The 26,045-nt window shown below is 50.2% G+C and carries 19 protein-coding genes; 6 read left to right on the forward strand and 13 right to left on the reverse strand.

Annotation, left to right across the window (positions count from 1 at the left end; translation table 11 throughout):
* Nucleotides 1-380 (forward strand): hypothetical protein (locus PJE062_RS26735; RefSeq protein WP_037036326.1); only part of this gene is annotated, 380 nt, incomplete at its 5' end.
* A 56-nt stretch (nt 381-436) separates the two neighbouring features.
* Here the strand turns inward: PJE062_RS26735 and PJE062_RS25975 are convergent.
* The 4 genes from PJE062_RS25975 to PJE062_RS07560 are packed head-to-tail and all read right to left on the reverse strand — an operon-like array spanning nt 437 to nt 5,742.
* Nucleotides 437-895: a very short patch repair endonuclease gene (locus PJE062_RS25975; protein WP_083793224.1), complete on the reverse strand. Its 459-nt coding sequence runs from the start codon at nt 893-895 to the stop codon at nt 437-439.
* A gap of 14 nt (nt 896-909) precedes the next feature.
* Nucleotides 910-2,580: a DUF2357 domain-containing protein gene (locus PJE062_RS07550; protein ID WP_008548350.1), complete on the reverse strand. Its 1,671-nt coding sequence runs from the start codon at nt 2,578-2,580 to the stop codon at nt 910-912.
* Between the two features lie 8 nt (nt 2,581-2,588).
* A complete protein-coding gene (locus PJE062_RS07555; RefSeq protein ID WP_037036328.1) occupies nt 2,589-4,277 on the reverse strand; it encodes an McrB family protein in 1,689 nt (562 codons plus the stop codon).
* Nucleotides 4,246-5,742, reverse strand: coding sequence for a DNA cytosine methyltransferase (locus tag PJE062_RS07560; RefSeq protein WP_008548482.1), 1,497 nt, complete (start codon nt 5,740-5,742; stop codon nt 4,246-4,248). The genes PJE062_RS07555 and PJE062_RS07560 overlap by 32 nt, the downstream gene beginning before the upstream one ends.
* Nucleotides 5,743-6,076: 334 nt before the next feature.
* On the opposite strand from PJE062_RS07560, the gene PJE062_RS07565 reads away from it, so the two are divergent.
* The 3 genes from PJE062_RS07565 to PJE062_RS07575 all read left to right on the forward strand — a co-directional run bounded on the left by PJE062_RS07565 (nt 6,077) and on the right by PJE062_RS07575 (nt 14,137).
* Nucleotides 6,077-6,625, forward strand: coding sequence for a recombinase family protein (locus PJE062_RS07565; RefSeq protein WP_008548550.1), 549 nt, complete (start codon nt 6,077-6,079; stop codon nt 6,623-6,625).
* Nucleotides 6,626-7,125: 500 nt separating this feature from the next.
* Nucleotides 7,126-11,322, forward strand: a complete 4,197-nt coding sequence (locus PJE062_RS07570) for a M10 family metallopeptidase C-terminal domain-containing protein (protein WP_008548480.1) — start codon at nt 7,126-7,128, stop codon at nt 11,320-11,322.
* Nucleotides 11,323-11,857: 535 nt separating this feature from the next.
* Nucleotides 11,858-14,137, forward strand: a complete 2,280-nt coding sequence (locus PJE062_RS07575; RefSeq protein WP_008548381.1) for an autotransporter outer membrane beta-barrel domain-containing protein — start codon at nt 11,858-11,860, stop codon at nt 14,135-14,137.
* A gap of 8 nt (nt 14,138-14,145) precedes the next feature.
* On the opposite strand, the gene PJE062_RS07580 is transcribed toward PJE062_RS07575, so the two are convergent.
* The 3 genes from PJE062_RS07580 to PJE062_RS07590 all read right to left on the reverse strand — a co-directional run bounded on the left by PJE062_RS07580 (nt 14,146) and on the right by PJE062_RS07590 (nt 18,249).
* Nucleotides 14,146-15,189 carry an AraC family transcriptional regulator gene (locus tag PJE062_RS07580; RefSeq protein WP_083793225.1) on the reverse strand — a complete coding sequence of 348 codons (1,044 nt, stop codon included), beginning with the start codon at nt 15,187-15,189 and terminating at the stop codon, nt 14,146-14,148.
* 827 nt (nt 15,190-16,016) lie between these two features.
* Nucleotides 16,017-16,871: a DUF4396 domain-containing protein gene (locus PJE062_RS07585; protein ID WP_008548533.1), complete on the reverse strand. Its 855-nt coding sequence runs from the start codon at nt 16,869-16,871 to the stop codon at nt 16,017-16,019.
* A 514-nt stretch (nt 16,872-17,385) separates the two neighbouring features.
* Entirely contained in the window at nt 17,386-18,249 is an 864-nt protein-coding gene (locus PJE062_RS07590) for a LysR substrate-binding domain-containing protein (protein ID WP_086005221.1), read from the reverse strand.
* A 133-nt stretch (nt 18,250-18,382) separates the two neighbouring features.
* On the opposite strand from PJE062_RS07590, the gene PJE062_RS07595 reads away from it, so the two are divergent.
* Entirely contained in the window at nt 18,383-19,972 is a 1,590-nt protein-coding gene (locus PJE062_RS07595) for an aldehyde dehydrogenase (NADP(+)) (RefSeq protein WP_008548834.1), read from the forward strand.
* Between the two features lie 58 nt (nt 19,973-20,030).
* On the opposite strand, the gene PJE062_RS07600 is transcribed toward PJE062_RS07595, so the two are convergent.
* From PJE062_RS07600 to PJE062_RS07625, 6 genes are all read right to left on the reverse strand, one after another.
* Nucleotides 20,031-21,059 (reverse strand): proline racemase family protein, encoded by a 1,029-nt coding sequence (locus tag PJE062_RS07600; protein ID WP_037036467.1) that lies wholly within the window; start codon nt 21,057-21,059, stop codon nt 20,031-20,033.
* Between the two features lie 62 nt (nt 21,060-21,121).
* Entirely contained in the window at nt 21,122-22,120 is a 999-nt protein-coding gene (locus PJE062_RS07605; protein WP_037036342.1) for a 4-hydroxyproline epimerase, read from the reverse strand.
* 20 nt (nt 22,121-22,140) lie between these two features.
* Nucleotides 22,141-22,866 carry an amino acid ABC transporter ATP-binding protein gene (locus PJE062_RS07610; protein WP_008548296.1) on the reverse strand — a complete coding sequence of 242 codons (726 nt, stop codon included), beginning with the start codon at nt 22,864-22,866 and terminating at the stop codon, nt 22,141-22,143.
* Nucleotides 22,863-23,510 carry an amino acid ABC transporter permease gene (locus tag PJE062_RS07615; protein ID WP_008548544.1) on the reverse strand — a complete coding sequence of 216 codons (648 nt, stop codon included), beginning with the start codon at nt 23,508-23,510 and terminating at the stop codon, nt 22,863-22,865. The genes PJE062_RS07610 and PJE062_RS07615 overlap by 4 nt, the downstream gene beginning before the upstream one ends.
* The gene (locus tag PJE062_RS07620) at nt 23,510-24,178 is read right to left on the reverse strand and encodes an amino acid ABC transporter permease (protein WP_008548454.1); all 669 of its coding nucleotides are present in this window, start codon (nt 24,176-24,178) and stop codon (nt 23,510-23,512) included. Before PJE062_RS07620 ends, PJE062_RS07615 begins: the two co-directional genes overlap by 1 nt.
* Before the next feature lie 52 nt (nt 24,179-24,230).
* The gene (locus PJE062_RS07625) at nt 24,231-25,058 is read right to left on the reverse strand and encodes a transporter substrate-binding domain-containing protein (protein ID WP_008548365.1); all 828 of its coding nucleotides are present in this window, start codon (nt 25,056-25,058) and stop codon (nt 24,231-24,233) included.
* A gap of 307 nt (nt 25,059-25,365) precedes the next feature.
* On the opposite strand from PJE062_RS07625, the gene PJE062_RS26505 reads away from it, so the two are divergent.
* The coding region (locus tag PJE062_RS26505) for an FAD-binding oxidoreductase (RefSeq protein ID WP_198136831.1) at nt 25,366-26,045 on the forward strand (680 nt) is incomplete at its 3' end.

Here is a 26,045-nt window from a genome sequence, read left to right on the forward strand (position 1 = left end):
CTTTAACTGTTGGTGCAGTCGGCGAAAAAATCGCGATTGACATATTTAACACAACGCCAGGATGTCCGAATTTGCAAGCTGCGCCAACGGGAACGGCAAACATTGACGCAATTTCGCGCAGAGGAGAGCGGTATTCGATCAAAACTATATGCAAGGCTAAGAAAACAGGCACGATTTACCCCGATCCCAGTGATCCAGACAAGCGCCTTTTTGAGTTCATCTTGGTGGTAAGGCTAAATGAAGATTGGACTCTCAACAGTCTATTTGAATTTGACTGGGAAGGTTTTGTAAAGAACCGCTGCTGGGACAAACGAATGAACGCTTGGTATCTCCCCGCTTCAGCTCGGGTGCTCGGAGCTGCGAAGTGTTATTCTCTCTGATTACTTTTGTCCATGATGCCATACCGTTATTTCATACATTCTCAGCAAGGTAGTGATTAGGAGTTTTTCACTCCCTTTATTTCTGCTAGTTTGGTGTCACTATGCAAAAATACTTCGCATTGCTGCATTACGGCATGATTAGGTAATCTGCTTCTACCGCGCAGTGCACATTCCCAAACAATCAAAATACGCCAACCCTGGTTTAAGAGATTTTGCACGTTTCGTAAGTCACGGCATTTATTTGTGTCGACTTTTTCAAGCCAAAACTTCGTCCTTGTGGCCGGGACTTTGAATAGGTGACAATCATGCCCATGCCAAAAGCATCCATGAACAAAAATGATTGCATGATGTTTTCTAAATACAAGATCGGGTGAGCCCTGAAGGCTCTTTACATTGAGGCGATATCGGTAACCGCGAGAATGTAGGCCGAGGGCAATAATACGCTCAGGTTTTGTCTTCCGCCCTCGAATGCTACGCATGTTCTTTTGGCGTTGTTGAGGAGTAAGAACATCCATTGCATCACCTCCAGTTATGGGGAACGCGTTGCAACACCTGCGTCTGAAATGATTGCCTGAAGGCAAGTAGAGATTTCAGAAAGCTTCATTCCAGGCTTCAGTGTCGCAGCCCCAAAACGAAAAGTCGAGCGATAGTCGGGATGGAAGAGCCGCCCAGGCATTGATGTTTCACGATACTGCGCAGCTAGCTCCGGGATATGAGGTGTAAGCAGATAGGCGGCGCAAACGATGCCATGAAATTTACCATTGTCAACTTCCTCAACTAAAGCATCTCGGTAGGTGTGGATCGCGCTAATGGCGTCATTTAGAGCAGAGTCAATTCTGTATTTAGCATCGAGTACTATTAACTTTGATTGCTTGCTATGGGATCTGAATTTATTCGCCACCACAACATCAGGCGTCATTGTTCGACTAAAGGACCCCCGCCCGTTGCCTGATTTCCAAAATTCATCATACCGTTTTTGGAACATAATCTCCCAATCATGGGATATTTTGACCGTCACAGCATTGGTGGCGATGGTCATTCCTCCCAAAGCATCGTGTGTAAATAGGTTATTGAAGTCAATGGCTGACGCTCCAAACATCTCCGTTCCGGCTCGGACGAGACGAAGAAAACACCATAGCTCGTACAGCTCAAACGTTCGCGCCAAAGGTAGGTTGAGAAAATCTCCAAAAACTGCAGCTAGCCCATAGTTAATTTCCTGGTAGAGCTTATAGAACTGTCGGTAGTTTGGGTCGTGACGAAATAGTGAAGTGAGTTGCAGTTGCGGTTTAGTAGGTGGAAGTCTCGCAAATGGCTCACTTGAGCGCATTGCTAGGAGACGACGTGAAATCCGTCGACATCGATTGGCCCAAAGATTGACGGATCGTACACTCTCAGTGTCGACTTTTTTACTGACGTTGTCGAGTTGTTCGGCAGCGGCCACGAGCCAAGCCGACCAAGCTCCGAGTACAGCTGCCATCTGTCGATGTTCGGGCAGGTCGAGCGATGTGAAACAGTTTTGGGTTCGAAATTCAGTAGGGAGATATCCCTTAAGACTTGCTAGTTGTTTTGTGGCGGTAGGTGGTACTCGGGTGATACGGCCATGCGCGAAAGAGCGAATGATCTCGTTGCTGTTTATTCGCCGAACCTTGTAATAAGGCACGCAACGCTCTTCCGAAAGGAGCTGACGGCGGGGACGACGAGTAATCTCCCGCACCACGCATTCAAGGGTTTCTATGCGAGAGCGCAAATATTCAAGGCGTGATATTGCTGGCGGCTTCCCTGAGACACCGTGCGCAATGCTCTTTCGGAAATTTGTTAGCGAAAACAGGGCAAAGCTGTCTTGTAAGATTTCCAAAACCATAGCGTCGAAGTCACTGCGTGTTAGTTTATTTAAATCAGGATCAGTGACAAGATCGAAGCGAGTTGGGCGATGGTCTGGCCGTCGAAGTTCTGCAGAAATTTCACCTGCATGAAAGCCGATCTTCCACCGCCATCTCGCGACATTTGCTTGACGTGATCGAAGAGCTTCAAGCGGTACTTCATTTATAAGAAGATCAGTTTCAATAGCATGCTCAAAGTCCCGTAGTTCGAATATGTAGCTCGATGCTTCCCTAATGGCACCCGGTGGAAGCGTCTCTGGTGAAGGCCACACTTGCCAGGACGCACCGCTCGCATCGGAGATAATGTGTAGTGATGGCATTAGTGCCTCTAACGGCTTGTTTGGAATGATCCATATTCATCAAGATCGGCGATCAATTGCTCAAGCAGCGAGGTTGCTTGGGGAAGATTGACCGTAAGCTTTGAAAGGTCTTTGAGTAGGGCGCGCTGCGCCTCAGACCCTTTAAGCTTTACTAGTATCTTTTGGACCGTCATTTCATCCAGAACGTCATTCCTATCTTGCCCGAGCTTGCCGACAGAAAAACTATGATACAAAACAACTTCTCGGATCAAACGATAGCCAAACCCGAGGCGATGCCGAGCCATAATCGACTGCATTTCGATTAAATATTGGCCACAATGTTTACATGCATCGGATAAAGAAGGCTCCTGAATCTCCAACTCTTTCAAATATCCGCTTACATCTATATCGTTCATCTCAATAAGAATTGCCCGATCGAGAACTTTGTCGCTTACGGGATTAGTCGTTTCGTCGATGTTGATAGTCCCGCTAATGAACAGGTTGGAAGGCAAAGGGATAGATGCTGGAATGCTACTACCTGTCGTGCCCTCTAGTGGTACGCCGTTTGAATGTAGTGGCAACGCTTCCCCTGTTTCCATCGCGGAAAGCACATCAGAGAAATAGTATTCAACACGCGCAAGGTTCATCTCGTCAAGAATAACAAAAACGGGTGAATCCCGAAAAGCTGTTGCAATGAGCACCGCCTCGAGAAAGGGAGGCACAACATATCGATCGGAAATAACATCATAGTAGCCGGTTAAACCGCTTGGGTCAGTCCACTCCGGTCTAACGGGACAAACAAAAAGGAAGGGGTCGACCGCGTCCCGTGTATTCTTTCCGTGAATAGCGCGAGCATATAGTGTCGCGAGCTGTGTTTTGCCAGTGCCAGAAAGGCCGGAAAGAATAACGAAATGTTTAGTAGGAAGAAAATTCAGGCCCGCATGATACCGCGTTAACTCACCATTTGGATAGTAGCCGCCCAAGTCTGACACAGCTGCCTTGATTTCGGTAAGTTCAAGAGTATTGGGCATGCGCGCCATCTCTGGGCTGACAGCGTTTGCTTCTGGCCAGATGTTGCGGACTTCATGTATACGGTCCCGACCAATTAAGTTACCAAGATAGCCGACAAATTCTCGAGCAAGCAATGATCTCCGTGCAGCTGCTTCTGGCGGATAAACCGCGAAGACAATTTTCTCAATATCAACTGGTCTGCTTATTGAGTGAAGGTCTTCGGGCATTTCGTCAAAAAAGCCCTTGTTCCTAAAATAGAGCCGACCATCACGCGCTAGATAGCCTTTGACGTTCTTATTGTTGTCAGTGTAATTGAGATCGTCAGGAGAGAGCCTGGGATTATCCTCAGAGCTCGTATTACTCACTCCTGCTCCCTCAAAATTTAAACCACTTTTCTTATGTGGCTTTGAGGTCCCTGCGCTAGCCATCTCGTCAAGCCGTGCGCGCAACTCTCTCATTCCGTTCTTGATAAAGATGGAAAAATAAATTTCATCATCCGGAGGGAAGAGTAATAAGCAATGAACGACAATTTGATCTGTTTCTGAACTGAGCGAGTTCAAATTGACGTTGAAGCAAAAAAGACCATTCGGGATTATTTTTGCACTATTTGAAACACCGAATGCATCGCGAAAGCTGGTGTTTGGCGTTGCGCTAGGGTCCGTTTCAAGTGCTTTTCTATAGAGCACCTGTCGCTCTGACTTGTTCATATTCATTCTCGTGGAAAGCTTTAAGAGTAATCGATATTTGGGTCGCTAATGCCTTTGCCATAAGAGGAGGCACCGCATTGCCAATTTGCCTGAATGCCGGATTCATAGTCCCAGAGAATTTGAACCCGTCAGGAAAAGATTGCAGACGTGCAGCTTCACGAACAGAAATCGTTCGGGCTTGATCGTGGTCATAATGGATGTGGCTATAGCTGTCCTTGCCAAGGTGGGCCATCAATGTTCTGGCAGGTGCATCTTGCCACATTTTACGCCACTTGTTAGGGAATTTTCCTGGGTCGTATGGTGGCACAATTGATTTTTTAAGCGCTTCGTATTCCGCTGAATCTTCAACAATGGTATTGCCTTGTTTCGCACGTACTTCAAGCGCTTCTTGGAACATGACCTTAGCCTGTTTGAAAGCTTGAGGGTACTGATCCCCTGGTTTGAGGCGTGCAAACAGAGGGTAATCACGCGGTAGATAGCGGATTACGTGGTCTGAGAGTGCGTTCCCTGCCTCAAAACCTGACCAGGAACGCATAAGGCGAGCGTAATCTGATAGCTGGATAGCTTGACCATATGGAACAGGCTGATCGAAGCGTCGAGCGCCACGCGTTAGGCGACCTTCTGCTAGCTCCTTTCGGGCAAATATAGCAGGTAAATCACCGAGTGCTTGAAAAGCTGTGACAGCTGGAATGAGTTCAGCTGTTGCCTCTGGTGGAGCTATATAGTCGAAAGCACCCTTTATTAGATTTCCCCTTTTCAAAAACTTTAAAGCAACAGCTCGAGAGCCTTCATAGCCAGGAGGTAATTGTACCCAATGTGTCGGCTTTGGAAATACAATGCTATCAGTGATCTCTCGACGATATGCTAGTAGAAACATGCGTTCCCGCATTTGAGGAACACCATAGTAGGCAGCATTCAACAGTGTATAACCCGCAACGTAGCCTTTAGTCTCAAGGACTTCGCAAATCTCTTCGGCAATGTTCTGTCCTCCGTGATTAAGGGCGTCTGGAACATTTTCCATAAGAACAGCAACTGGTTTAAACGCTTCGACATAGTGCAAATATTCTTGATAAAGGCGGGCGCGAGGATCATGTCGGAAGGCCTCTGGGTGTTCATCTACTTCGCGAAGCTTTGGTCGACCGACACGTGCGAACGCTTGGCATGGCGGGCCGCCTATTATTATGTCGATGGCATGATCGGTATCACCTAAGCTAAGCTTCTTAGCAAGTTCCTCAGGACCGACCGAGGTAATGTCGACCGGTTGAGCATGGGTTTCCAAGCCTGGATGAAAGTTCATACCATGTGAGCGGGCTGCATGCGGGTCTAACTCAACCGCTCCAGCAATTTCGAAACCCTTAGAATGGAAACCTAGAGAAAGCCCTCCACAGCCTGCGAAGAGATCGAGCACTCTTGGCGCTTTACCTGAGTGAAGGCGCGCAAGTTTGTTCAAGATAACTTCTGACAACACCGGACTATCTCCTAACTGTTCGCATTAAACAGCTTATTATACTTGTTGAATCCGCTTGGACCGTTTCGACGGAATCCATATCCCTAGCATCACGCTAGGTCTAGGTCCATATAAACCATCACCAGAAAAAATCGTTAGACACGTGATCAATGGTTGCAACCTTTCTTTGGGGTATCAACTTACATGCTTCTACTATGGGGTGTCGCCCTTGTTGTTACTTCCAAGTATACCCTGATGTGACAAGCCAATGTTACGCCTATTAATGTCACATCAGGGTTGACATCGACTATTTGTGACTTGGTAGCCTCAGGTTTAAACCCTGAGGTGACATATGGCGAAAATAGGTTATGCGCGTGTCAGCACGCACGAGCAAGATTTAGAAATCCAGCAAAACCGGCTTACTGCAGAAGGCTGTGGTTTAATACGCTCTGAAAAGGTTTCTGGCGGAAGTCTTGAAAATCGAGATGAGCTAGCAACGATCCTTCAATTCTTGCGTCCTGATGATGAGCTTGTAGTCACACGCTTGGATCGGCTGGGGCGTGATACACGTGATGTGCTTAACATCATTCATGAATGTGAGCTGAAAGAAGCTTTTGTAACTGTTCTTGATCCATACGTTTCTACGAAGGGAGAGATGGGTCAGATAGTAATGACGGTTCTTGGAATGGTAGCTCAAATGGAACGTCGCTTCATAAAGGAACGGCAGCGTGAAGGCATTCAGCGGGCAAAGGAGCAGGGTAAGTATAAAGGCGGTCAACGACGCATTGATCGCGATAGTGTCTTACAACTAAACGCCGAGGGGCTGGGTCCGAGTGCGATTGCTCTGGTAATGGGTTGCTCTAGAATGCAGGTCTATAGGATTTTGCAAGTAAACACTTAACTAAATTGGTCTGCTCGGGGCCCAAAAACGGCCAAACGCGACACTATAGGTCTTCGCAGGTGCAGCAAGTCGATCTTGACCAATTGCGGACGTTCGGCTTTATCTGAAGCAACTCTAACTAGCGTGCGCTTCTACTTCTGGTTGATGGTCAGTGTATATTTGCTTGGGACAAGAGTTCGATCAATTCAATCTACCAAGAAACTTTTAGCCACGCTTACAAAGCCAGCCTTAGATATTGGCGCTATATGGCCTGCTGACTTTGAGAATTTATGTAAAATTCTCCTTGCTATTGATAATAAAATACTCTTATTTTTACCGTAAAATTGCCATAAATCAGCAAAGGTATAAATAATATCTTTTAGTTCATAGATTTATATTATATCTTACTAATATATCATCTTGATAACCTCATATATATACTTGAATAGGTTGCTTTGTCGTCCTTCTAAATACCGTGGTTTCTAGACGAAACTTTTAAATGAAACTGCGGAGAAATAATAATGGCCAAACTTGGCACATTGGATGAACTATCTGACTTCCTAACCACGAGTTACTCCCACGGAGCTGCTTTCAATCTGGGTGATACCGGACCCTATGCTAAAAGCGGCAAGCTCACTTACAATGTAACCGGCAACATTCATGATGCTGATGGCATCAGTGGGCGTGTGACGAAACTCATTGAAGATGCGTTCGAGTATATCGAGTCTGTTACGGGCATTGAGTTTGTTCAAACCACCGATGAGAGCGCGGATTTCAACTTTACGAACAATGTTGCTGGCAGGGCTTTTGCGGGGCATCACAACTACGCGCGCATGGCGGATGGGAAGCAAACCTATGAAAGCGCTCGCATTAATCTGAGTGAGACTGGGTCACACGGCAGTATTTGGGATGAAAACAAGTATTTTGCCCAAACCGTTCTTCATGAAATTGGCCATGCACTGGGGTTGGGGCATCAGGGGCATTACAACGGATCTGCCAACTTTTACAAGAACGCTACGTTTTTGAATGATTCATGGCAAAACTCCATCATGTCTTATTTTGATCAGAACCAGAATCCGACGGATGATGGCTCTTATGCCGTACCTCAGTCATTTAAGGCAGCTGATTTGCTGGCTCTTGATAAGCTGTATGGCGATCAGAGCTATGACGGAAAGACGTTTGGCACCAAGAATGCGTTCCTCGGTGATACCGTTTATGGCTGGAACACTAATCTTTCAGGACATGACAACACCCGCATGGTGAATCTGGCACGGTACTCCGACCAGAACTCGTATGCGCTCGTTGATGGTGGTGGCAATGATACGTTGGACATGTCCGGCAGCCGATACAACAACAGGATTGATCTGCGTGTGACGCAAGCTGATGCGACTGAGGCTTACACCTCATCCATCGGTCCCAAGCATAAAAACATCGCGATTGCTGTTGGTACGGTGATTGAGAATGCTGTTGGTGGTCGTGGGAATGATCACATCACTGGGAACTACGCAGACAACCATCTGTTAGGTGGGGTTGGCAATGATAAGATGTTTGGCCTTGAAGGGGATGACCATTTCTACCTTGAGGCTGGCAATGACACCATGGATGGTGGGGAAGGTTCTGACTGGCTGCACATCGATAGTGGTGCAGATATGGATATCGATCTGAACCGTGAAAGTCTGTCCTCTTCCTTTGGTCAGGATCGCCTTATCAGCATTGAGAACATTGATAGTGGTTCGGGCAATGACCGGATCATTGGCAATGATGCTGCCAATACGCTGGAAGGCAATGATGGAGATGACACGCTCTACGGCAACGGTGGCAATGACATCCTGAAGGGTGGCAATGGTAATGATAAGCTGTATGGCGGGGCCGGAGATGATCGTTTTTATCTCGATGCGGGTGATGATGTCATCCAAGGCGGTGACGGAAACGACATCATTTACTTCGATGGGGGGCAGGACTCTCATGTGGATCTGACAGAAAACACCATTCAAACAGAGTTTGGCACCGATACCATTTCCAGCATTGAAAATATTTCTGCAGGGCATGGCAGTGACTATTTGCGCGGCAATGAAAAGGACAATCGCATTCGTGGCAACGGAGGCGACGATGTTATCAAAGGCGAAGCTGGTGATGACTATCTGAGCGGTTCCTATGGCAATGATGAGCTGTACGGCGGTTCTGGCAGTGACACTTTGGTTGAAGGGGCCGGGAACGATCTGGTTGAAGGTGGTGACGGTGACGACCGCGTTTACCTAGGTGATGGGGACGATACTATTGATGGCGGTGCTGGAAATGACCGTATTTCTATTGGCGGCGGTAAAAAAGGCGCCCGGATCGATCTGGCTGAAACTGGCATCCAAAACACCAGCTACGGCATGGATAAGATCTCCAATATCGAAAATATCACTGGCGGCAAGCATGATGATGTCTTCTTTGGCACTGACGAGGCTAACAATCTACGCGGCTTGGATGGTGATGATGAAATCGATGGCCGCGGCGGTGATGACACTCTGATTGGCGACGGCGGCAACGATAAACTGCGTGGTGGGGCTGGCAACGACACTATTCATGGTGGTGCGGGCAATGATGAGCTGTCGGATGGCGACGGTGATGATCTGCTCTATGCCGGAGATGGTGATGACATTCTCATCATGGGCAAAGGTAGAGACCTGCTCGATGGGGGAGAAGGGTTTGATCTGGTTCGTGCAACTGAAGAAGAGGCTCTGACGGTTGATCTCAGTACCTCTCGTCTGGAAACTTCCTATGGTGTGAAGTACCTGCGCAACATTGAAGGCTTTGAAGGCAACGTTGGTGATGACCAGCTGACCGGTAGTGAACTAGACAATACCCTAATCGGAAATGGTGGCAACGACACTCTGATTGGTCTGGAAGGTCATGACAGGCTGGATGGCGGCGCTGGCGTTGACATGCTGGATGGTGGCATCGGCAATGACATCCTTCTTGGTGGAGCAGGAAGTGACACGCTTATGGGTGGAGCCGGAGACGACACTCTTGATGGCGGCGCTGATAATGACATGCTTGAAGGTGGATCTGGTGACGACATCCTCCGTGCAGGGCATGGCGCTGATACCCTGAAAGGTGGATCTGGTAATGATACGCTTGATGGAGGTGCTGACAATGATGTGCTGCAGGGTGGCTCTGGCAATGATGTTCTTCACGGAGGGGACGGTGCTGATACCCTGAAGGGCGAAGCAGGTAATGATGAGCTTGATGGCGGAGCAGGAAACGACATTCTGATCGACCTTGAAGGCCAAAACATCCTTCGTGGCGGAGATGGTGATGACTACCTCGAAGCAGGCTCAGGCAACAGCAAGCTCTATGGCGGAGAAGGCGATGATACCCTTGTTCTAAGCGGTGGTAACGAAACGATCCACGGCGGGGAAGGCATTGATCATCTGATTGTCAAAGATGACCGCCGGATCAATGTTGATCTTGCAAAGACATGGAGACAGGGAACCACAATTGGCACCCTGGAGGTCTCAGGTGTCGAGAACATTACCTCCGGTGCAAGCAATGACAGCCTTAGAGGAAATGATGCTGATAACATCCTGATCAGTGGCGCAGGTCATGACTGGCTTTATGGCAGAGAAGGGAATGACATCCTGAAAGCCGGTGAAGGCAACGATAGCATTGATGGTGGTGCTGGCAACGATTTGCTGGATGGGAATGTCGGTAATGACCGTCTGAACGGTGGTGATGGTGACGATGTCGTTGATGCAGGGGCTGGCCGTGACGTCATCACCCTTGATGAAGGCAATGACATCATCCGTGGCGGTGAGGGCAAAGACAGCCTGAAAGTTGACGGTTCCAAGGGTGCTCATATTGATCTGAGTAAAACAGAAGCTCAGGAGACCAATTACGGCCTGGATACCATCACTGGTATTGAAGATCTGGCAGGTGGCGCTGGTGATGATCATCTGAGTGGAAATGAGCAAACCAACTACCTGATTGGCAATGATGGCAATGATGTGCTGTCCGGTGCTGGTGGTAATGACACTCTGCGCGGCGATGCCGGGAACGATACCCTTCACGGTGGTGATGGGAATGACAACCTGACAGGTGGAGCCGGCAATGACGTGATTAATGGTGATGCCGGGGATGACTATATCATTCTGGGCAGCGGTTATGACGTCATTGATGGTGGTGACGGTCGCGATACCGTTACATACAGTGGCTCTGAAAACATCAAGGTCGATCTTTCTCGTACTGGTACTCAGGATATCTGGATCGGACGAGCCAAGTTTTCTGATGTAGAGAATGTTTCCGGCGGTTCAGGGAATGATGTTCTGATTGGCAATGAAGGTGAGAACACTCTGACAGGTGGCAAAGGTGCTGACACCCTGCAAGGTGGTGGTGGTTCAGATGCGATCATGATCCGGAACGATGATGAGACTGATACCATTGTGTACACGTCTGTTGCTGATAGTAACAGTGATACCGGGCATGACTTGATCATTGGCTTTGAAGGTGGGGAAGACATCTTTGACTTCAGCCAGATTGACGCCAACACCAATGCTGCTGGTGAGCAGGCCTTCATCTTCAGTGATGACAGCGCTGCTGAGTACTCAGTCTGGACCAAAAGCTACTCCGGTACCCAACACATCCTCGCCGACATAGATGGCGATGCGCAAGCTGACATGAAGATCGTAGTGAGCAACTCTGAGATGCTCACAGTCGAAGACTTCATTCTGTAAACCTAAAACAATGACCGCCGGGGCTATGTTCAACCCTATGAGCAAATTGCTTCGGCGGTTATGGGAATAGTGCTGCCTTTTTGCGTGAAACTAAGTAATCAAGAACGTAGTTATTTATTCAGGTGGAGCTAAGTAACAACAAATTTTCATTGTACGTCATACATGCAAACCTAAATACTCAACAAGCAGTTCAAGACATCTTCCCTGCACACGATATCAACCTCTGATGGAACCACCCGAAGGTCGGCTTGAGGCCCGAGGTTAGCAGCAGCCTCTCACTTACCTGAAGTTTGCATCTTGCCAGTTTATGCTCCGAGTGGCTAACGACAGTCGTTCGTGCAGATTGCATCAGCCGCTCCGTCCATAAGGTTCGATTACAAACACCGTAAAAACAACATTGGCGTCGAGTGTCCGGATGTTGTCGTCATGTGTCCTTCCGGTGGGTTCTGGCTTTGTGTTTTATGGCCTTTGGGGATGAACCGTTCGGTTTGAGTGGTTCTCTCCAACAGCTGCAACACAAAGATTGAACGCCCTGATGACACCAAATTCCCTTTTCCGGACGTCGCTTGCCCTCCCGGTTCTTCTTCTGCCTCACTCTCTGTTTGCCGGGGAGGTTATCAATGATGGTTCGATTGTGGTGGGTAGTCCAACTGTGGTGGATCAGGTGACCATCGCTGATGGCACCACGCTGGAGGTGCAAGCGGGGGCCTCCATTGAAGTGGGTACCGCACATGCGGTCACACACGTCATCGACTGGACAACCATAACCGTGATCAACGCAGGCAGCATTTCGACGACAGACAATTTGTACGATGCCATCAACAACCTGGAAGCCACGCTGCACCTTGAGAACTCCGGAATCATTTATGGCATGGAGGACGCTGTTGATACCGGTGATGCTAGCTACATCGAAAACTCCGGCACCCTTCATGGGGGGGACGAGGGCATTCTTGCACGGGGTCGCATTGAGGAGCTGATCAACTCCGGCACCATATTGGCGGAGCGCGATGACGGCGTTCAGGCTGAAGAAATTGGAAGCTTTACCAACTCCGGAACCATTACCAGTTTGACCGATGATGGTATTCTTCTGTTGGATTCAGCTGGTGTGGATAGCTTTATCAACTCTGGTAGCATCTCAGCCTATGATCGTGGGCTTTTCGCGCGGCATCTGGGCTACTTTTACAATTCAGGTGACATCTCTGCAGGTCGGGAAGCTGTTCAAATCGAAGGGGACGGTCAGACCGTTATCAACCACGGCTCGCTGAACAGTGAGTTCGATAATGGCGTTGACATCTGGTCGCTGGATAGTTTCATCAACACGGGCACGATCACTACGGGTGGTTATGGTCTTCTGTTGGATGGGGAGGATGGGTCAGGCTATGGCCGAAGCGTCTACAACTCTGGCACAATCACCAGTGAGGGCACCGGCATTCGGGCGACCCATGTGGAGCGCCTTGTGAACACGGGCACCATCTTTTCTGAAAGCTCTGCTATTGAGCTTGACCACGGCACCATCATCAACTCCGGCAGTCTGACCGGGGATTGGGAAGCCGCCGTACGCTTCAGTCAGGATGAAGCAACGGGAGCAGCAACGCTCATCAACTCCGGTCTTATTCGCAATGTTTACAGCCCGGCCAACGCGGCGATCCTGTTTGAGGCCGGCGGGCCGGGGCATCTGGTTCTTGCGCCCGGGTCAGTCATTATCGGAACGATCGACATGGCAGGCACGGAGGATACGCTGACGGTGGAGAACGGCCTTTCCATCGCCAACACCTTTATCGGCACGCCCGAGGCGGTGGAGGCCAATGGCGCGGCTTATGCGGTGAGCGGAAATCAGGTTGCCGTTGCCGACACCAGCGGCCTTGCTGCCGTGGACAACGCCTTTGTAGACCTGACCAACTCCATCGCAGAGGGCGTGAACACCCGGCTTTCCGGCCTTACCCGCCAGCGGGCAGGCTCTGGTGTGCCTGCTGCAGAGGCTCCTGAGCAGTCCCGCGGTCTGTGGTTCTCCGGCTTTGGTGGTGGCAGCCGATGGAAAGGGACCGGCGCAACCACGGAAAACACTCACGGTTATGGAGGCATTTTGGTTGGCCTTGATGGGCAGTTTAGGGAAACGCAGTATCTTGGGGCGTTTGTTGGTACTTCCATCGGGCGCACGTTGGTCAGTCACGATAGTCAGGAGACCGAGATCACCTCCGTTTTTGGCGGGATTTACGGTCAGCAGCAGTTTGACAATCACGCCCTGAGCTTCATCCTCTCCGGTGGTTATTCAGAGTATGACAGCGACCGCTCTGTCGCCAACAACACGGTGGCCACAGGGACAGAAACCGCTTCAGCCGATTATGGTAGTTGGTTCATTCTGCCGGAGCTGACATACGCCACGGAGCTCAGCATTCTGCAGCACACCCTGCTGCCATCGGTGAGCCTGCGCTATGCCGGAGGGACTATCCATGGCTTTACGGAGAGCGGATCAGACGGCAACCTGAGCGTTGATGACCGCGATATCCACGAGTTCACAGGCCGCATTAGACTGGCCGTCCGCGCCTTTGAGAGCGCTCCGCTGTTCGTGGAAGGATTTGTCGCGCTCGAAGGCCGCCTGTCACGCGGAGACAACACCCTGAATGGCGCTTTGCTGGGACAGGATATTGGGTTTGATCTCGATGGACGGGATGAAGCGCTGCGGGGGTATATCGGCCTCAATGCGGGCGGGGAAATCTCAACCCGCACCAACTGGTTCGCTCGCGCAGAGGCGGCAACCGGCAGTGATGTTGATGTGCATGGTGAAGGTCAGGCCGGACTCTCCATCCGCTTCTGACCATAGGCCTAGGCTTGCTCCGTCAGTACCGTTTTGCGGAACTCTGACGGAGTTTGACCCATCCAGCGTTTGAACGACCTGCGGAAGGCCCGTTCATCAGAATAGCCAAGCATATGCGCGATGCTACTGATCGTATGATCCGGATTTTCGAGCAACTGCTTGGCGTTGGCCAGCCGCACATTCTCCAGCATCTCCCGCAGTTCAGCACCATTGCCGCTGACAATCCGCTGCAAACTGCGCAAGCTCATATTCAACCGCTCCGCCAGCGCAGGGGCACTGTATTCAGAACGCGCGGCATTCTCACAGATGGCCTCATAGATCTTCTGCAGCTCTTCGGACGGGTTCTCCGGCCTGCCCAGCTCTTGATGCATCCGGTCAAGGTGCGCGCGGGCATACTCATAAAGCGGCTTGGACGGCAAACGGCTCGGGTAGTTCAACGCTTCGTTCGCGAGCACAAAACCTGTACTCGGCTGCTCAAACAGAACCTTGGTTTTGAAGTAGTCTTCGTAAAGCTCTATCGGAAGCTGTGGCGCATGCATGAACTCCACTTGCTGAACATGCTCGGCAACGCCGTAAAACTCCTCCACCATTCTGAACCAGGTCGCACATGCCAACTCGGCAGCGGCTCCTTTGTCGAGCTCGTCCAGCGGATGGTAGATTTTAATGCGGGTGTGCGTCTCTGAGCTTTCAAAACTGAACGACAGCCGCTCCGAAAGCACAAACTTATACCGCACCAGAACGTCCAGCCCCTCGCGAAAGGTCGGCGCAAACTCGATCGCAGATCCCACAAAACCAAGCGCGGAGAAAGGCAGAACCTTGGCCAGATCCAGCGAGAACGCCTCGCCGGGAAGGGACGCGGCCATCATGTTCATGATCTTTGGGAAATCGTCTTCATTCAGGCGCGTATCAGGCACCATCAGCATGAGGGGATCCAGATTCAGTTTGCCCAGAATCTCCGGCAAAGGAACACCTCTGGAATTGGCATAGGTCGCGATATACCCAGCCACAGTCGCCATGGTTTTTGACTGCAACAAGCCCTTAGTATTCTGCATATTAAATCTGTACGCCCCATCAATCGCCTAGGCGTTTTTACTATGCATACTTATTGATTTCTATATCTAATTCATACTGAGTGGAGAGTTCATGAAGGAGTGGCGATGTTGACGCTGATCATCTCTCTCGTAACTATTGGATAATAACGTACTCCCCACAGATTGCAGCAATGACCAGAGAGTGTAAGTCAGGCATCCAGTAACGTTTAGGCGACGAGACCTACAATGAGACCGCGCCAACATTCCTTGAGAACTCCACTGGCTGCAGTACTTTTCCTGAGAAGGTTGTCATGCATATGAGCGGCACCAATTGAGCTGGGCTGAGTAATTTCATTTTGACCTGTCTCCCACCGGCTGTAGTAGGTTTTTGTCACTATCCTTCAAGTCAGTGATAGGCTTCAAAGCTTTCCATTCAGCGGTCACGACACTTGTTGGTGCTGAGACTGCGCACATGGCAAGAAAAAGGACTTATGCCAGCTTACCACCTTTTAGGATTACTGCGCCTAAGTAGTCGTACTGCGTCAAAATGAAAAATTCTGAGACAAAGGCCGCTCGTAGCATTATTTAGAAACTGACTTCAACCTTGATAGAAGCGTTCGAAAGGCCGGTGATGGCCCTCATCGCTTGCAACAGCCTCTCACTTACACGAGTTTCCGCTGTGCAGCGAACGGCTGTAAAGCCAGTGTTACAGGGCTGATCCATCGTGGGGAGGTCGCCTTCACCGCACGCTTCCAGTCATACTCAAAACTTACTATACAGGACCGGTCCCAGAGTTAACTTAATAGCACCCGTCATCATCGGATCATGACACTTTTTTGAACAAGTTTTCAAAACCTGATTGGTGCAAATCTCGACGTCACCCAAAGTGCCATAATCAGGATCGCATATGTACCAAGTATCCAGATGATTGCGGTTCGAACCGGCAGGCTGTTCATTTCCATACGGTGATGGCTCATCGTTTGGTGGTTGGGTGCAGCCGCCATTGCGTTATGTTCGTGCGCACTATGTCCAAGCCCCGGTGCCGGACCGTCGGCGCCAGGAAGGGTCATGCATCCGTGCTTGAGGTGATTGGCAACCAGCCACCGATTTATCGGAAAAGCAACAATTGCACCAACGATGGTTGCAAGGCTCATCCGGAACCAAAACTGGGGGGTCAAAGGGTTTTCCGATCCCGGCCACGCCGCCGCCAGCAGCACCATCGTCGGGATCATTCCCGCCATCACCATGTTCATCGACACGGTTTCCGCAAAGAACGTCTTTCGAACCGCCCGACCATAGCGCCCAAACATCGGCATCATCATCAGCGCCTGAAAGATGAACAGGCCGGAGATAAAGCCAAAGGAATATTCGACCACGATATCCCACCCGTTCGAAAGGGCCAGAAAATGAACAAGGATCGCGGCGATAATAATCCCGGTTGCATCCCCCGCCACACAGTGCATTTCGCTGTTGATGCCCTGCTTCCAGATCGCTCTAGTATATTGGTCATGGCCACCGGGAAACGGTAGGCGACAGGTTAAAAGGTAGAAAAACAGGCCGATCGGTCCGGTATATAGCGTCACAAGAATCCACGCTGTTCGCTGGACCCAGCTTGTCACACCGTTACTGATCGAATCCCAGATGACAAAACCAACGCTGGCACCGGTCAGCAAAAACCAGAGGAGCATTGCACCATTTAGCATCGCGCTATCCTTTTTCCGGTCGCCGAGTTGGCCGGGGTATCAAATGGTACAATATGGCCTTACTATACGAAAGTGGTGAATTTGTCCGGGGTAATCGAACAAGGAAAGCACCTTCGCCAGACGCTTACCGTTATAGGTACACGGCATACCTTTGACAGTCGGCGGACCAATAGCAGCTTTGGGTCTCTTAGGCTCGCGTCCCAGTTAATTCTCGCGCAATCATTGGAGCAAGAAGAGTTCGGCAAGCAAAGACCACTGCAGCATCTCTCTGAGTTTGTCTCAACCCTTGATAGCACCAGTCAAATGTCCGCTTATGGCCCGGACTTCTTAGCAAACCTGTCACGTGGCAGCGTTAACATAGTTTACATTAGAATAGATGAAGATCGACAACAGCTAAGGTATGGCCGCAACTTGAGCATGACCTCATACAGTTAGCGGCTGATTGTAGAAAGTGCATGTTTACTGAGACCGCTATAAATATCTTGCGGAGCAAAATTATCACTTGCTTACAAGTTCAATTCTGCTCAATCCAATCCAGAAAAACCCGCAGTCCTTTTCTCTCTCGTTGTTTGTCTGGGTAGACCAGATAGTAATTTCGCAAGCTTGGCACGGTGAGGCCAAGAAGCTGAGAGAGGCGGTTTGTTTTTAGTTCATCTTGAATGAGTGTTGGGTCCATAAGTGCGACGCCAATGCCGGTGGAGCAGGCTTCGAGGATTTGGGAGCTGTTTTGAAATTCGAGGCGTGCGGTGGGAGCGTTGAAGGGTTCGCCAAGATGAGAGAAGAATTCACCCCACTCCGTTGGGACCTGTGTGTTGTAAAGAAGGGGCGCTGCGGCAAGATCAGTAAGGTTTGAGATGGTTGTGCTTAATTGAGGGGCACAAACTGGTGTGAGTGTTTCACTCAAGATCAGTTTGGAGGTGAGACCCGGCCAGCTGCCTTTTCCGCGGCGAATGACGAGGTCCAGATCTTCTGTTTCGAAATCTGATTTTTGAGTGCTGGTCTGGATTGCCAGTTCCCAATCCGGATAGCGCAACTGAAAGCTCTCGAGCCGGGGCATCAGCCATCTTGTTGCAAAAAATGGCACAACGGACATCTTGATTGTGCGGCTACGTTTTGGATCCATCACTACATCTGTCGCTCGCAGAAGGATTTGGATCCCTTGCTGTACATTGCTGAAGTAATACTCACCAATTGGCGTAAGGGTTACACCTCTTTCGATACGGGTGAACAGCTTGGTATTGAGTTGCTGTTCAAGTTGGCGAACCTGATGGCTAACCGCTGAGGGGCTGATGCACAACTCTTGTGCAGCCTTATTAAAGCTTAAAAGCCGGGCAGCAGCTTCAAATGTCCGCAGACTGTTGAGAGATGGGTAAGCCAAAGGTGATCTCGTGGATTTGGATAGGTATATAGATGAGTATTTACTCATCTATATAAGAATTATCACCTTTTGTCTGCCCAAGTGCTGCTGAATAAAATGCCTCAATCATTTCCTGGCTATATATGGAGGCATAATGGCGGACCTGACAGGCAAACTCCTGATCAATGGTGAGTGGATCATCAGCACACAATCAGGAACTTTTTACGCGGAGAACCCGGCGACCAGTGAGAAACTTCCAACGGCATTCTCTCAGGCGACATCAGAGCATGTTGAAGCGGCGGTGGATGCTGCAACAGATGCGTTTGCTGTTTACTCGAAGATCTCTGCTGAAAAGCGAGCAGGTTTTCTGGAAGCCATTGCTGGTGCAATGGAGGGTACCGCAGATCAGATTGTAGAACGGGCCGGATTGGAAACAGGCCTTCCAGACATGCGCCTGTGCGGTGAACTTGGTCGGACCACTGGGCAATTGCGCTTGTTTGCAAAACTATTGAAGCGGGGAGATTGGCAGAGGCCAGTCATTGACAGTGCGGATCCGGATCGCCAACCAGTGGCAAAACCAGACATCCGGCTTACACAAGTTCCACTTGGACCAGTTGTTGTGTTTGCTGCAAGCAATTTTCCATTGGCGTTTTCGGCAGCAGGTGGAGACACGGCTTCTGCATTGGCTGCCGGATGTCCGGTAATTGTGAAAGCACACTCTGCTCATCCGGGAACCTCAGAACTTGTTGCGAACTGTATTCGCTCGGCAATTGAGGAAACTGGCGTGCCGGCAGGGACGTTTGCATTGCTTCATGGTCCGGGCAGAAGTCTTGGTTCTGCGCTTGTGCAGCACCCTGGGATCAAAGCTGGTGGTTTCACAGGTTCTGTTGCGGGTGGCAGGGCCCTGTTTGATCTTGCAGTACAGCGCCCTGAACCAATTCCGTTTTTCGGTGAGCTTGGGTCAACCAATCCGGTGTTTTTGTTGGATGAAGCCCTTGCACACAAGAGTGAGTCCATTGCCCAGATGTTCGTTGGTGCAATGACACTGGGTGCAGGGCAGTTCTGTACAAATCCCGGAATTTTGGTCGCCAAGCAGAGTGATGCTGCCACTTCCTTTTGTGAGTTGGCTGCAAGTCTGATCGCCGAACAAAGCCCGCAGACCATGCTCACCTCCGGAATCTGCGCAAGCTATCGTGAAGGTAATAGCCAGCGGCAAGAGGATTCGACTGTTCGTGTTCTTGCTCAGGCACCAAGCGTTAATGGCAATGAGGCACAGGCGATTTTGATGAGTGTGTCTGCAGCCGACTATCTTGCAAATCCGCAGTTGCAGGAAGAAATATTTGGGCCTTCGACCTTGCTTGTGCTTTGCGCGAATGATGAGGAGATGCAAAAGGTTGCAGCAAGTTTTCATGGCCATTTGACTTGCTCAATTTTTGCTGAGGAGGCTGATGTCAAAGCAAGTGCAGAGCTGACAAACACGCTGCAAAACAAAGTCGGACGGATTGTCTTCAATGGCTTTGGGACTGGCGTTGAAGTCTGCGCCGGGATATCCCATGGCGGACCGTATCCATCAAGCACCAATGTGCAGTCAACGTCTGTTGGTGAACGTGCAATTGATCGCTTTGTACGCCCATTGTGTTTCCAGAACACCCCAGACAGCTTGCTGCCGGATGAGCTGAAAGACGCAAATCCGCTTGGTGTTTTACGACTGGTCGATGGTGAGTGGACCACGAAGGCGCTCTAGCCTGCTAAAGCAAAAACACCCGCAGATCTCAAATTTGCGGGTGTTCCCGAACCAATGCTTATTTAAACCATGTATCGGCGAGCCGGTAACCAGTTGGGAATGGGTCTTCAGGATCCACGCCATACTGTGAAATGCCGGTGAGCCACGCGCGGCCTTTAATTTGAGGTTTGACCGCATCTAATTGACCAACCTGCGTTGTGCCGAGAATCTGACATTCAAATTCAGTGTCCAGAATGGAACGATGGACAAACTTCTCGCCAACTTCAATTTCGCCTCTTGCATGGAGCAAGGCCAATCGGGCTGACGAGCCTGTGCCACATGGACAACGATCAAGGCGTCCTGGGGAGACGATTACAGCATTCTTCGAGGTTTTAACGCCGTCTTTTGTCTCGAGAGGACCAGTGAATTGTGTCTGATTGACCGTATGGATTTCAGGAATTTCTGGATGAACTGAAGGCAATTGCTCGGCTGCTGCTTTTTTCAGAATCTCACCAATTTCAACTAGATCCCGTGACTCAGACGGGTCTAGTGAGAACCCGAACTCACTTGCCTCTGCAATTACATAGATCATGCCTCCGTAGGAGACATCAACTCTCTTGGAGCCGAAACCGGGCACGTCGATTATACGATCGCGGTGCATGACAAAGGATGGGATGTTGTCGAAGGAGATGCGTCGGCATTTGCCGTCTACACATTCTGCTGTCACGTGAACGAGGCCTGCTGGGGTATCAACCACCACCTTCGTGAAAGGTTCAGTCATCGGCACCATGCCGGTCTCAAGTGCAGCTGTTACAGTGCAAATGAGGTTTGAGCCGGACATATGAACGTAATAGTCTGACTCCATAACGATCATACCGAAGTCGGCATCTCGATGACATGGTGGTGTGATGTAGTTTACGGAGGTGTTTACGCTACCGCGTGGATCAGAGAGCAGCATCTGCCGAACCCAATCCATATCATTTTCCATATTGATGAGCTTATCAAGCATGGTTGCGCCTGGGGGAGGGAGCAGGCCGCCTGTGATAACACGCCCGACTTCTCCTTCGGCGTGGGCACCCACGACCGTAATCATATTATTCAGTTTCATGAAAATCTCGTTTGTCTGGCGAGCTTGGTTCTTCAACTCCAAGCTCGCCATATCTGTAGGTATCAGCTGAGTTGGAACCCATGAGCGAATGGGTCGCGATCATCGATGTAGATGGTGTTGTGGCCAGTGATGCGTGACCAGCCGCCAATGCTTGGATAAATGCAGAGGATCTCGCCGATCTTGCCAACTCGTTCGACTTTACAATTGTACAGAGTGCCGATGATGCTCTCATGCACGAAGTGATCACCACATTTGAGGGTGCCGCGTGCAAACAGTTGGGCCATACGTGCAGAGGATCCAGTCCCGCACGGGGAACGGTCGATGGCTTTGTCGCCATAAAAGACCGCGTTGCGTGCATCTGCTTGCTTATTGCGCGGTGCATCACACCACATAACATGGCTGACACCCTTGATCCTTGGATCCTCAAGGTGCACTGGCTCAGTTACCTTCTGGATCGCCTTTCTGACCTTTTGGCTCAGTCCGACGAGTTCGGAGGGTGATTGAGCATCAAGTCCCGCCCAGTTTTCTTGCGGCTCTATGATTGCATAAAAGTTGCCACCATAAGCGACGTCAAAGGTGAGTTGGCCAATACCCTCTACCTCAACAACCAGATCACTGGCATGGAGATAGGAGGCAACATTGAAGATGCGAACTTCTTCAACATGACCTTCTTTCACCGAGTATTCAGCATCTACGCGTCCGGCAGGCGTTTCTATTGCCAGTTTGCCGGGGATGCACGGTGAAACAAGTCCTTCCTCAATGGCGTACGTCGTTGCGCCAATGGTGTCGTGACCGCACATGGGCAAGCAACCACTGGTCTCTATGAAGAGATATCCGATATCGCAATCAGATCGCTTGGGTGGATAAAGGATGACGCCTGACATGACATCATGCCCGCGTGGCTCAAACATCAGGCCTTGACGCACCCAGTCATGGTTTTGGAGAAAGTCCTGGCGGAAGTCTGCCAGGCTTTCACCGTTCAGCTCGGGGGCACCTCCTGTGACAACCCTGCACGGGTTGCCGCAGGTGTGACCGTCGATACATGAGAATGTGTGACGCATCTTAAGTTACCTCCCTTGGACTAATGGAGTACACGTTCAAGGAACTGCCGCGTCCTCAACTCACGAGGGTCATTGATGACCTGTCGGGCGTCGCCAATTTCGCAGATTTTTCCTTGATCGAAGAAAGCCACGCGGTCACTGGCTTCGCGTGCAAATGGGATTTCATGCGTGACAATAATCATGGTCATGCCTTCGTCTTTCAGCATGCGCATGGTGTCCAACACTTCGCCAACCAACTCAGGGTCAAGCGCTGATGTAACTTCATCAAACAGCATGTACTCAGGTTCCATCGCCAGAGCACGGGCAATGGCAAGGCGCTGTTGTTGCCCACCTGAAAGCTGACTAGGGTAATGGTTCAGCTTGTCACCCAGCCCAACATGCTCCAGATGCTTTGCTGCCAGATCCAACGTGTCTTTGCGCTTCATGCCTTTGACAACGCGCGGAGACAGAGCAACGTTTTCAATGGCGCTGAGATGCGGAAAGGCATTGTATTGCTGAAAGACGATGCCGATCTTTTCGCGAAGCTTGTTCAGATCCGTTGCTTTGTCGAACACATTGATTTCGTCGACGAGGACCTTGCCGTCATCAATGGAATGCAGACCATTAATACACTGAAGCATGGTGGATTTTCCGGATCCGGAGCCACCAATCAGACACAAGACTTCGCCTTTGTCGATGGTCAGGTCGATACCCTTGATCACATGATGCTGGCCAAAGGACTTTTGCAGGTTTTTTATCTCGATCATTGCTTCAGTTTCCTTTCAAGTGTCTGGCTGTATCGTGAGATCGGGTAGCAGATGATGAAGTAGAACAGACCGGCGCCAAGCAGGATCAGGATCGCTTCATTGGTTCTGTTGATCAGGATTTGAGAGGCGCGAAGAAGTTCGATGTAGCCAATGACACCAACAAGCGCGCTGTCCTTGGTCAGACCGATTACAAGTCCGATCCAACTCGGGAAGACGACGCGTAATGCGAGGGGAGCCGTGACGTATCGCATTTCGGTCCAGTAACCCATGCCGAGGGAACGGCCTGCGCGGCGTAGTTCTGGCCTGACGGCTCGCAGCCCGGCCTGCACAACTTCTGAGGTGAAGACCCCCATGTAGGAGCTGAGCACAATTGTACCGGACCATAACGGGTCAAGTGGATACCCGGCGATGGCGATGAAGCTGTTGAACAACACGAACTGGATGATGAGCGGGACGCTGCGTGTCACATCTACATAGGGAGCGACGATCCAGCCAACCAAACGACTGGAATCTCGCAGCCAACCCAGGGCAATGCCGAGTACTGTGCCAAACAGTGTTGCAAGTGCCGTCAGCAGGATTGTTTTACCTGCGCCATCCAGCAGGAAAAGCAGGTCTGACCATGATAGGCCTGAGTAAGCAGACATCAGCGACCTCCTTTAAGAAAACGCCATTGCACGAGCGCTGCAAGGCCCAGAATGATCTTGGCGATGACGTAGTACATGGCAGCAGCAACGAGGAAGAACTCGAAGGTACGGAAGGATCTGGACTGTGCAAATTGAGTTGCTCCAGTAAGTTCCTTAAGGCCGATCACCATACCCAGTGATGTGTTCAAAAGAGCCCACATGGACTGGTTCATGATTGGTCGGAAGGTTACGCGGAACACTTGTGGCAAGACGACGTAGCTGTAGACACGAAAAGAGTTCATGCCGAGGGAGCGCGCAGCTGCATATTGCGTTTGCGGCACGGAGTTGAAACCGCCCCTCAGGATCTCTGCAAGGTATCCAGCATTGTTAAATGCAATTGCGCCGAGGACGGCTGCATAACTGGATATGTTTATCCCTAGAGCGCCGAGGCCGAAGTAAGCGAGATAGATCTGAAGCAAGCAAGGCGTGTTTCTGGCAACTTCGATCCAGACAGAGGCCAACCTGCTGGCTATGGAGCCCTCATTGCGGCGTGCAACTGCAAGCAAAACAGCCAGTGTAATACCGATTAGCATCGAGAACACAGCGATCTGCAAGGTAACAATTGCACCCTCTGCAAGCTGAGGGATTTCCTGCCAAACGGTCCTCCAGTGAAAACTGTAGCCAAACATGGAAACACCTGTTGGTTGCTGGGCATCTAAGATGCCCAGTCAGTTGCTGAAATTAATAGTAGGTGTTTGGAATGGTCAGGGCCGGCACTTCATCTGAGCGGAAGTACTGCTTGTAAAGCTCTGCATAGCGGCCAGATTTCTGTTGCTCCCAAACAAACAGATTGGCCCAACGCAGCAAAGAGTGATCGTCTTTGTTTACTGCAATGGAAACCAGATCAACCGTGAACGGAGCTTCTGCGCGGATCTCCAGATTTGGGAAGTTGCCGCTTGCAATCAGGTCAGCTGCCTGAGCGCTGGATCCGATAATGGCTTCGACCTTGCCTTGACTGACGGCCAGATAAGATTCAGCGTCTGACCCAAAGCCTGTGTAGTTGCCGTTTGAATCATCCCACTTCTCAAAGTGCTCTAGGAAGAATTGCTCCGGAGTGGTGCCAACAACGTTACCGACGGAACGCCCTTTAAGGTCTTCAAAGCTCTCAATATCGCTGTCTTTCTGAGTAATGACGACATTGGTGTACACCACATAAGGCATTGTGAATGCGACAGTCTTAGCACGCTCAAGTGTGTTTGATGCCGATGCGATCATCACATCCACGCGTTTGGAAACAAGGGCAGGAACACGCTCCGGAGAAGGGGTTTCAACGACCTCTGCTTCTACTCCCAGTGCTTTCGCCATGTCTTTGCAGTACTGAACATCAAAACCATCAGGCTCGTTGCTTGAGTTACGAAAACCTGCGGGTGGAAAGTCCAACATCACGCCGCATCTTAAAGTGCCTTTGCCAATGATATCGTCAATCTCGTCCGCCTGAGCAGGGGCCGTTGAAGCAGCCATGAGCGCAGCTCCAACAAGAGCAAAAGAGTTCCGGATCAGTTTTTTCATTTGTCATCCTCCCAATACAACTCGGCCTGAGGGTCAGGTCGATATTGCCTTATTGACAAATTATATGATTGGATCCAATAATATCGTTTGTCAATATCTGATTTGGAAAAGGCAACGGGAGAGGCTTTTTCAAAGGTGGTGGAGAGCAACGAAAACTGCAGGTTCTACACGGCTTTAGAGGGAAACAGACAGGCAGGACTTCTTGCTTGAAAACAAAATATCAACCAATGCACCATTCTCGAAACTGGCATTGGAAACAAAAAATGGCAAGGCAAGTATTGATGCCACTGCCTTTCAGGAGAGGTCTATGACCAGGACGATTGTTATCGGTGCAGGCATTGTTGGTTTGTCCTGCGCTTATTATTTGGCGCAGGCAGGAAAGACAGTCGTGATTGTAGATCCGACACCAGAAGGGGACAAAGCGTCCTTTGGCAATGCAGCAGGCTTTGCCGTCACAGAATGCGTTCCCGCAGGCGTTCCTGGTTTGCTCTTCAAAATGCCCAAACTTCTCTTGGACCCACTTGGCCCGCTGTTTTTAAAACCAACACACGTTCCCTCAATGCTTCCTTGGCTATTTGAGTTCCAACGCTCCAGCAGCAAAAAGCGTGTTTTGGAAATTGCGCCAGCGCTCGCAGCTCTAAATGACCGCACCTATACAGACTTCGCACCTATTCTGCGGGACCTTGAGTATGATCAGTACCTCCACAACAAGGGATGCCTCGTTCTTTACAACGACGAGAGCTCATTTGAGAAAGACAGGTTTTCCTGGGATTTGAAGGCACAGCATGGCGTGCGGTTTGAAAGGCTGAATTCAGGAGAGGTCCGAGAGCTGGAGCCAGACATTGGCCCAAGAAAACAGTTTGGCGTACTGGAGCCGGACTGGTCCCACATAAGCAGTCCCAAACAGCTGATGGATCGTTTTCTGAGCTGGGCGAAAGACCAAAATATTGAGTTTATCCGAGAAACCGCAGTTACACTTGAGCACAC

The sequence above is a fragment of the Pseudovibrio sp. JE062 genome (assembly GCF_000156235.1).
GTDB lineage: Bacteria > Pseudomonadota > Alphaproteobacteria > Rhizobiales > Stappiaceae > Pseudovibrio.